General features: G+C 70.3%; 8 protein-coding genes. 6 read left to right on the top strand and 2 right to left on the bottom strand.

Features of this window, described 5'->3' with window-relative positions:
- The 6 genes from AB0K17_RS11895 to AB0K17_RS11870 all read left to right on the top strand — a co-directional run.
- Positions 1-175 (top strand): integrase core domain-containing protein (locus tag AB0K17_RS11895; protein ID WP_365982865.1); only part of this gene is annotated, 175 nt, incomplete at its 5' end.
- A 160-nt stretch (positions 176-335) separates the two neighbouring features.
- A complete protein-coding gene (locus tag AB0K17_RS11890; RefSeq protein ID WP_365968320.1) occupies positions 336-1,154 on the top strand; it encodes a phosphatase in 819 nt (272 codons plus the stop codon).
- A gap of 128 nt (positions 1,155-1,282) precedes the next feature.
- Positions 1,283-1,492: a helix-turn-helix domain-containing protein gene (locus tag AB0K17_RS11885; protein ID WP_154080489.1), complete on the top strand. Its 210-nt coding sequence runs from the start codon at positions 1,283-1,285 to the stop codon at positions 1,490-1,492.
- A gap of 110 nt (positions 1,493-1,602) precedes the next feature.
- Positions 1,603-1,701, top strand: a complete 99-nt coding sequence (locus tag AB0K17_RS11880) for an AURKAIP1/COX24 domain-containing protein (RefSeq protein ID WP_003948845.1) — start codon at positions 1,603-1,605, stop codon at positions 1,699-1,701.
- A 238-nt stretch (positions 1,702-1,939) separates the two neighbouring features.
- Positions 1,940-2,986, top strand: a complete 1,047-nt coding sequence (locus AB0K17_RS11875; protein ID WP_365982859.1) for an NAD-dependent epimerase/dehydratase family protein — start codon at positions 1,940-1,942, stop codon at positions 2,984-2,986.
- Positions 2,987-3,000: 14 nt separating this feature from the next.
- The gene (locus AB0K17_RS11870) at positions 3,001-4,080 is read left to right on the top strand and encodes a lysophospholipid acyltransferase family protein (RefSeq protein WP_365968322.1); all 1,080 of its coding nucleotides are present in this window, start codon (positions 3,001-3,003) and stop codon (positions 4,078-4,080) included.
- A gap of 54 nt (positions 4,081-4,134) precedes the next feature.
- Here AB0K17_RS11870 and AB0K17_RS11865 read toward each other — a convergent pair whose 3' ends face one another.
- Together AB0K17_RS11865 and AB0K17_RS11860 are read right to left on the bottom strand one after the other, a co-directional pair.
- Complete coding sequence (locus tag AB0K17_RS11865; protein ID WP_365968323.1) at positions 4,135-5,310, bottom strand: DUF5667 domain-containing protein; 1,176 nt, start codon at positions 5,308-5,310, stop codon at positions 4,135-4,137.
- 271 nt (positions 5,311-5,581) lie between these two features.
- Positions 5,582-6,376 carry an ECF subfamily RNA polymerase sigma factor, BldN family gene (locus AB0K17_RS11860; RefSeq protein ID WP_365968324.1) on the bottom strand — a complete coding sequence of 265 codons (795 nt, stop codon included), beginning with the start codon at positions 6,374-6,376 and terminating at the stop codon, positions 5,582-5,584.
- Between the last annotated feature and the right edge of the window lie 325 nt (positions 6,377-6,701).

The following is a 6,701-nucleotide window of genomic DNA, read 5'->3' as shown; positions in this document are numbered from 1 at the left end:
CCACCGCACCCTGCTCGAGGAATGGGCCTACCAGCAGCCCTACACCTCAGACCACGAACGCCAAGCCGCCTTTCCCGACTGGCTGGACTGGTACAACTACCACCGACCCCACACCGGCATCGCAGGCCAAACACCCGCCAGCCGTGTCACCAACCTGCCGGGACAACACACCTAGGCCGCGGCCGGCGGATCGTGCCGCCCCCCACGCGGCGCAGCCGCAGATCGACACCGCCCCGCCCCCCACGGGGCGCCGGTCCCGGCTCGTGGTCACCACATGGGCTGATTTCGCCGTTGTTCGGTCGCCGGGCTCGCCGGCCTTCGGCCAGCATCGGGCCGTGTCCTGCGCGCGTGACGATCTGATCGCCCATCTGCTCGCCACCGGGATCGCGGGCCGTGTCGCCACGTCCCGGGAGGGCAGCCTGGCGCGGTACCGGCGGTTCGCCGCGCGGGACCCGCGGGTGCTGATCGGTCTGGAGCCGGAATACGACTGGCGCTTCGCGGATTTGTTGCGTCTGATGGGCCAGAGGTGTGGTGTTTCGGTCGATCCCAGGGAAACTTCCGGGCAGGATGTGATTGATCCGGACCGGACGATGGTGGCACTCGATGCCTTCGCCGACCGGCTCGCGACGGTGGCCGCGACGGGGGCGCCGGTGCTCATCGGCACGGGCCACCCGCACCGTCTCCTGGGCTTCTACGCCGGTTTGGCCGCCGGTCTGTCGTCGGCGGGATGTGCTGTCCTCACCCCGGCGCAGGGTCGAAGTGTCGACATGACGACCCGGTTCGGCGTACGCACATACAACCTTCACTACGCCGGAGGAGTCGCGATGGTGCGCGAACCCGGCGCACGGCCGTCTGCGAGTGAGCCGGGCGCACATACGCATTCGCCCCTCCCGCTTCGGGTCGCGCTGGCCGGCGTCGCGGAGGACGGCGGGCCCGTGCCGGCCCTGGTCGTGGGGGACCACGGATGGCTCTGCGGAGCAGGTCAGCTGGGCATTGAGGCCATCGGTCTGGCGGACTCGGACGACCCCGCGCCGTTCGTCGGCGAGGCCGAGGGGCGGGTGTCCGTGGCCGTTCCGCTTGATGACACTGTGCGGTCTGATTACTACCGACCGCTTACTCGCTATGTACTCAATCGAGCGTGTCTGTCACAGTAGGCGGCCGATGGCTGCTCCTCTTCCCCACTCGCATCACCCGCCCCTAACCTGGGGAGTGAGCGCGCAGCGACGAGGAGTCACCGGAGGGGAAGCCGGTGCGCGTCATGTGCGGAAGGTTCAGGTGTGTCATGGCTGCTGGCGAAAGGCCTCTCAACGAGGTCGTGTTCCTGACCGTGGCGGAAGTCGCCGCGGTGATGCGAGTCTCCAAGATGACCGTGTACCGGCTGGTGCACAGCGGTCATCTGCCGGCGATCCGGGTGGGCAGGTCGTTCCGGGTCCCAGAACAAGCGGTGCACGAGTACCTCCGAGAGTCCTTCGTGGGGGTGGAAACGGCCTGACGGGGACCCCGGATTACGTTGTTCGCCCGGTGGCGGGTACGCTGACCCGATGTAGGTCGTGTGGGCTCGGACGCCCCGCACCGAGTGAATCGATGTAAGCGAGGGTAGTCGTGGGCTCTGTTATCAAGAAGCGGCGCAAGCGGATGGCCAAGAAGAAGCACCGCAAGCTGCTCAAGCGCACGCGCGTTCAGCGTCGCAACAAGAAGTAAGCACGCCGCTGTGCTCGTCCCGCAGCCCTCCCGTCGTTCACGGCGGGAGGGCTGCGGTGTGTTCGGCGCCACCCCCATGGCCCCTCGCCGCCGCCCCCGAGCTTACGTAGCAGTAAGTGAAACCGTCGCTACGGCTTGAAATGACGCTCCGCCCCACCGGTGGTCATCACAGTGCAACAACGACCCGCTACGGTGGCCGCGACAGGGCTTCAGCTCGGTGGGAAGGAAGGCGCTGATCTTGGGCAAGGTCGTGCTCGTCACCGGAGTCGCACGGCAACTGGGCGGTCGCTTCGTCCGCCGCATCCAGCGCGAGCCCGACGTCGACCGCGTCATCGGGGTGGACGCAGTGCCACCCGAGCACCGTCTGGGCGGGGCCGATTTCATACGGGCGGACATCCGCCATCCCACGATCGGCAGGGTCCTCGCGGAGCACTCCGTCGACACGGTCGTCCATATGGACGTCAACGGCACGCCCCTGGGCAAGCGCGGCAGCCGGGCGACGGTCAAGGAGACCAACGTCATCGGCACGATGCAGCTGCTCGGCGCCTGCCAGAAGACGCCCTCCGTCAAGCGGCTGGTGATCAAGTCGAGCACCACGGTGTACGGTTCGGCGCCCCGCGACCCGGCCGTCTTCACCGAGTCCACGCCGCCGAAGTCGCTGCCGAGCGGGGGCTTCGCCAAGGACGTGGCGGAGGTCGAGGGCTATGTGCGCGGCTTCGCCCGGCGCCGGCCCGACGTGGCCGTGTGCGTCCTGCGCTTCGCGAACGTGCTCGGGCCCTGCGCGGACTCGCCGCTCGCCGAGTACTTCTCGCTGCCCGTGCTGCCCACCGTCCTCGGCTTCGACCCCCGGCTGCAGTTCGTCCACGAGGACGACGCGATCGAGGTGCTGCGCATCGCGGCCGGCGAGCCGGTCCGCGGCACGCTCAACAGCGGCACCTTCAACATCGCGGGCGACGGCGTGCTGCTGCTCTCGCAGGCCGCGCGGCGCCTCGGGCGCCCCACGCTCCCCTTCTTCCTGCCGACGGTGACCTGGGTCGGCTCCGCGCTGCGTTCGGTGGGGGCGCTGGACTTCTCGCCCGAGCAGGTCCGGCTGCTCACCCACGGCCGGGTCGTGGACACCGCGCAGATGCGCGACACGCTGGGGTTCCACCCCCGCTACTCCACGCCCGCGGCCTTCGCGGACTTCGCCCGCAGCCGCGGCCCGGGGCTGCTGCCGCCGGAAGCCCTCGCCCGTACCGTCGACCGGATCGCCGCGCTGATGCCTGCGGGCAGCGGCCAGAACTGAGGAGCGCACGCACCATGGCCGATGCGAAGGTGATTCCGTTCGGCGAGGAGCCGCGGTCCAAGCGGCGGCCCAAGCGCGCCGGCCGGGCCCGTACGGAGCGGGCCGCGCTGGCGCCCGTACCGGCCCAGCGCGAGGACGACGGGCCCGGACCGGGCACCCGGCCCGGGCGGGGCCCCGTGGGCGGCGCTGCGGGCGCCGACGAGGCGGCGACGGACGGCGGCGGGGCCGGGGCGGCCGGGGAGCGGCAGGGCGCGGACGGCTGGGAGCGGAAGGTGGCCCACGGGCTGAACTTCCTGCGCCGGCGGATCACGGGCGAGTACGAGGTCGACGACTTCGGCTACGACCAGGAGCTCACCGATCAGCTGATCATGTCGGTGCTGCGGCCGTTCAAGGAGAAGTACTTCCGGGTCGAGGTGAAGGGCATCGAGAACATCCCGGAGAAGGGCTCGGCGCTCATCGTCGCCAACCACTCCGGCACGCTGCCCGTGGACGGCCTGATGCTCCAGGTGGCGGTGCACGACCACCACCCGGCCGGGCGCAACGTGCGGATGCTCGCGGCGGACCTGGTCTTCGTGCTGCCGTTGATCAACGAGCTGTCGCGCAAGCTCGGGCACACCCTCGCCTGCGCGGAGGATGCGCAGATGCTGCTGGAGCGCGGGGAGCTGGTGGGGGTGATGCCGGAGGGCTTCAAGGGGATCGGGAAGCCCTTCTCCGAGCGGTACAAGCTGCAGCGCTTCGGGCGGGGCGGCTTCGTGCAGACGGCACTGCGTGCCGGGGCGCCGATCGTGCCGTGCTCGATCGTGGGGGCCGAGGAGATCTATCCGATGATCGGCAACTCCAGGACGGTGGCGCGGCTGCTGGGCATCCCGTACTTCCCGGTGACCCCGACGTTCCCCTGGCTCGGGCCGCTGGGGCTGGTGCCGCTGCCGACGAAGTGGACGATCCAGTTCGGTGAGCCGATCCCGACCGACGGTTATTCGCCGGAGGCGGCGGACGACCCGATGCTGATGTTCAACCTGACCGACCAGGTGCGCGAGACGATCCAGCACACGCTCTACAAGCTGCTGGTGCAGAGGCGGTCGGTGTTCTTCTGAAGAAACCTCTTCGGAAGAACACCGACCGCCCGGGTGCCTGCTTCTCGCGGGTGCCTACTTCTCGTCCTCGCCGTGGATGCCCAGACCCGGGAGGATGTTGGGCAGCAGCGGCGGGATGGTGACGTCCGGCTGCTTGGACGGCCTGCCGTCCTTGCCGTGCGCCTGCCGGTCGGCACCGGTGCCCTCGGACGGGGGCTGCAGCAGCCCCGTACCGCCGAGGAGCCCCTCGTGCTCCTCCGGGCCGCTCGGCGAGGACTGGGCGGGCTTGCCGCCGGAGCGCTTGCCGTCGGCCGACGAGGAGGCCTTCGCGGACGGCGAGGACTGGCTGCCGGCGTTGCCGGGCGTGCCGTGGTGCGAGGCGGTGCCGCCCGTGGGCGAGCCGTGCCTGCCCTGGTTGTTGTGCAGCAGCGACCGCAGCGGCTCGACCTCTTCGTCTATGGCGGCGAAGACCGAGGTGACGCCGTTGCTCACGTCGGTGAGCTGGACGGGCAGCTTCTCGCGCAGCTGGCTCCAGCTCTCGCGGTGGGACGAGGCGAACGAGGACAGCCGCTGGATGGCGCCGAGCGAGCCGTCCCGCTGGTAGACGCCGTGCAGCAGCCGGTGGCCCTCGGCGACGTCGTGCTGCATGCCCGCGAGGGTGCGGCGGATCTCGGTGAGCGACTCGTGGTCCAGCGCGCCGGCGCGGCCGCGCTCCATCAGCCGGCGGGCCTCCTGCATGCGCGTGGACGCCTGGTCGAGGAACAGGCCGCCGCGTGCGGCGTCGCCGTCCGCCATACCGAGCTTGAGGTCCTCCATGCCGCGTTTGAGGCCGTAGAGCGTGTCGCCGGGCAGGGCATTGGTGCTCGCGGCCGCCACGCCGCCGAACGCCCCCGCCGCCACGCCCACGGTGAGCCCGCCGGCGGCGAGCCCCTTGGACCAGCGGGAGCGGGGGCGCAGCCGGGAGAGCCGGCCGGCCCGGTGCGCTCCGCGGCCCGGGCGCTGTGCGGGGATGCCGCCGGCGAACTGCGCCTCCATGGCGGCGATCAGCTGTGCCCGCTGCACGGTTTTGACCTCGGGGTCCAGCTCGGGGCCCGGCAGTGCGCCGAGCCCGCCCGCCAGGGCCAACAGCTTTGCCTGCTCGGTGTCTTCCACCGGTGGGCCGGACTGTGCGGCCGCAGCACCCTGGGCATCCTGGTCCAGGGCCTGGGCGAAGGCGTTCGCCCGCCGGTGCGCCGATACATTCGCGATCACAGGCGGCACCTCCTCTCGTCATGACGGTCGACTCCCCTGGGCACATGAAGGGTTGCACGCCGGGGGAGCATCCACTCGATCGAGTGAGTGAATACCGGCATGACGTGGCATCGGGAAGTCTGCACCCCGGACAACGAGCGGCGCGGCAGTCGGGTTACGCGGCCGCGGTGAGGTGGCCGCCGGTGAGTGATTGCGGACATCACATCGAAAATCGGGGGTTCGGGGGTCGGAAGGATGCTCGGCCGCGGGGGCCGGGCGGGGCCGGGCACGATCAGCGGGCGTCGTCCGGCAGGAGCCGGGCGAGGGTGCGCACGGCCCGGTACTGCAGGGTCTTGATGGCGCCCTCGTTCTTCCCCATGACGCGGGCGGTCTCGGCGACCGACAGGCCCTGGAGGAAGCGCAGGGTGACGCACTCCTGCTGCTGGGGGTTGAGCTTGCGCACCGCCTCCAACAGGGCGGCGTTGGAGAGGGATTCGAGGACGGAGTCCTCGGGGCTGCGCTCGACCTCGTTGGCGTCGAGCATCTCGCCGGTGGTGACCTCCAGCCGGAACCGGGACGACTTGAAGTGGTCGGCCACCAGGTTGCGGGCGATGGTCACCAGCCAGGCGCCGAAGTCGCGGCCCTGCCAGGTGAAGGTGCCGATGCGGCGCAGGGCGCGCAGGAACGTCTCGCTGGTCAGGTCCTCGGCCGTGGCCCGGCCGCCGACGCGGTAGTAGATGTAGCGGTAGACGGTGTCGGCGTACTGGTCGTAGAGCCGGCCGAAGGCCTCGGCCTCGCCGGCCTGGGCGCGTTCGACGAGGTCGAGCATGCGGGCGCTGTCGCTGTCCGCGCTCGGACGGCGGGTCGTCGTGGCGGCGCCGGCCGCCCGGCGGGTGCGTCTGCCGACGGCCGCGCTGCTCTCGGCGAGGGCGTAGCAGGGGCCGGCAGGGCCGCCCACCCCCGCGAGGGCGGGCGCGGCGAAGGCGGGGACGGCGTACGCGGTGGGGACGAAGCCGCGCAGACGGTCGAGGACCGCTGCGCGCAGCGTAGCCAGGCCCGAGGCGTCAACCCCGACGTGTGGGTACACGGGACTCCCAGAGGCAGAGCTTCCATCACGTGCAGCGCGGGACCGTTCACTCGTCGTAGGGACAAGCGGGTACCGGCTTGCGTTTGAGGAGAATAACCCTTCGTACAGGCAGCGCTACACCGAGTTGCCTAAATCATCGTTTCCGTTCGTTCTGAGCACGGTTCATGCCCGTTCAAATATCGAACTACGAACGGAAGTTGACAGGAATTGGCGAGAGTGTGGCCGATTGGGCAGCGTGTTGTGGCAATCCGGACACGTAAGGAGTGTCGAACCCTTCACATGGGTACGACAAAAAGATTGCCTGTTCGGTCAGTCCGATTACGGC

This window comes from Streptomyces sp. NPDC049585 (genome assembly GCF_040675615.1).
Classification (GTDB): domain Bacteria; phylum Actinomycetota; class Actinomycetes; order Streptomycetales; family Streptomycetaceae; genus Streptomyces; species Streptomyces luteosporeus.
Note: the sequence above shows the minus strand (reverse complement) of the source record. Positions and strands in the feature narration are given on the sequence as shown.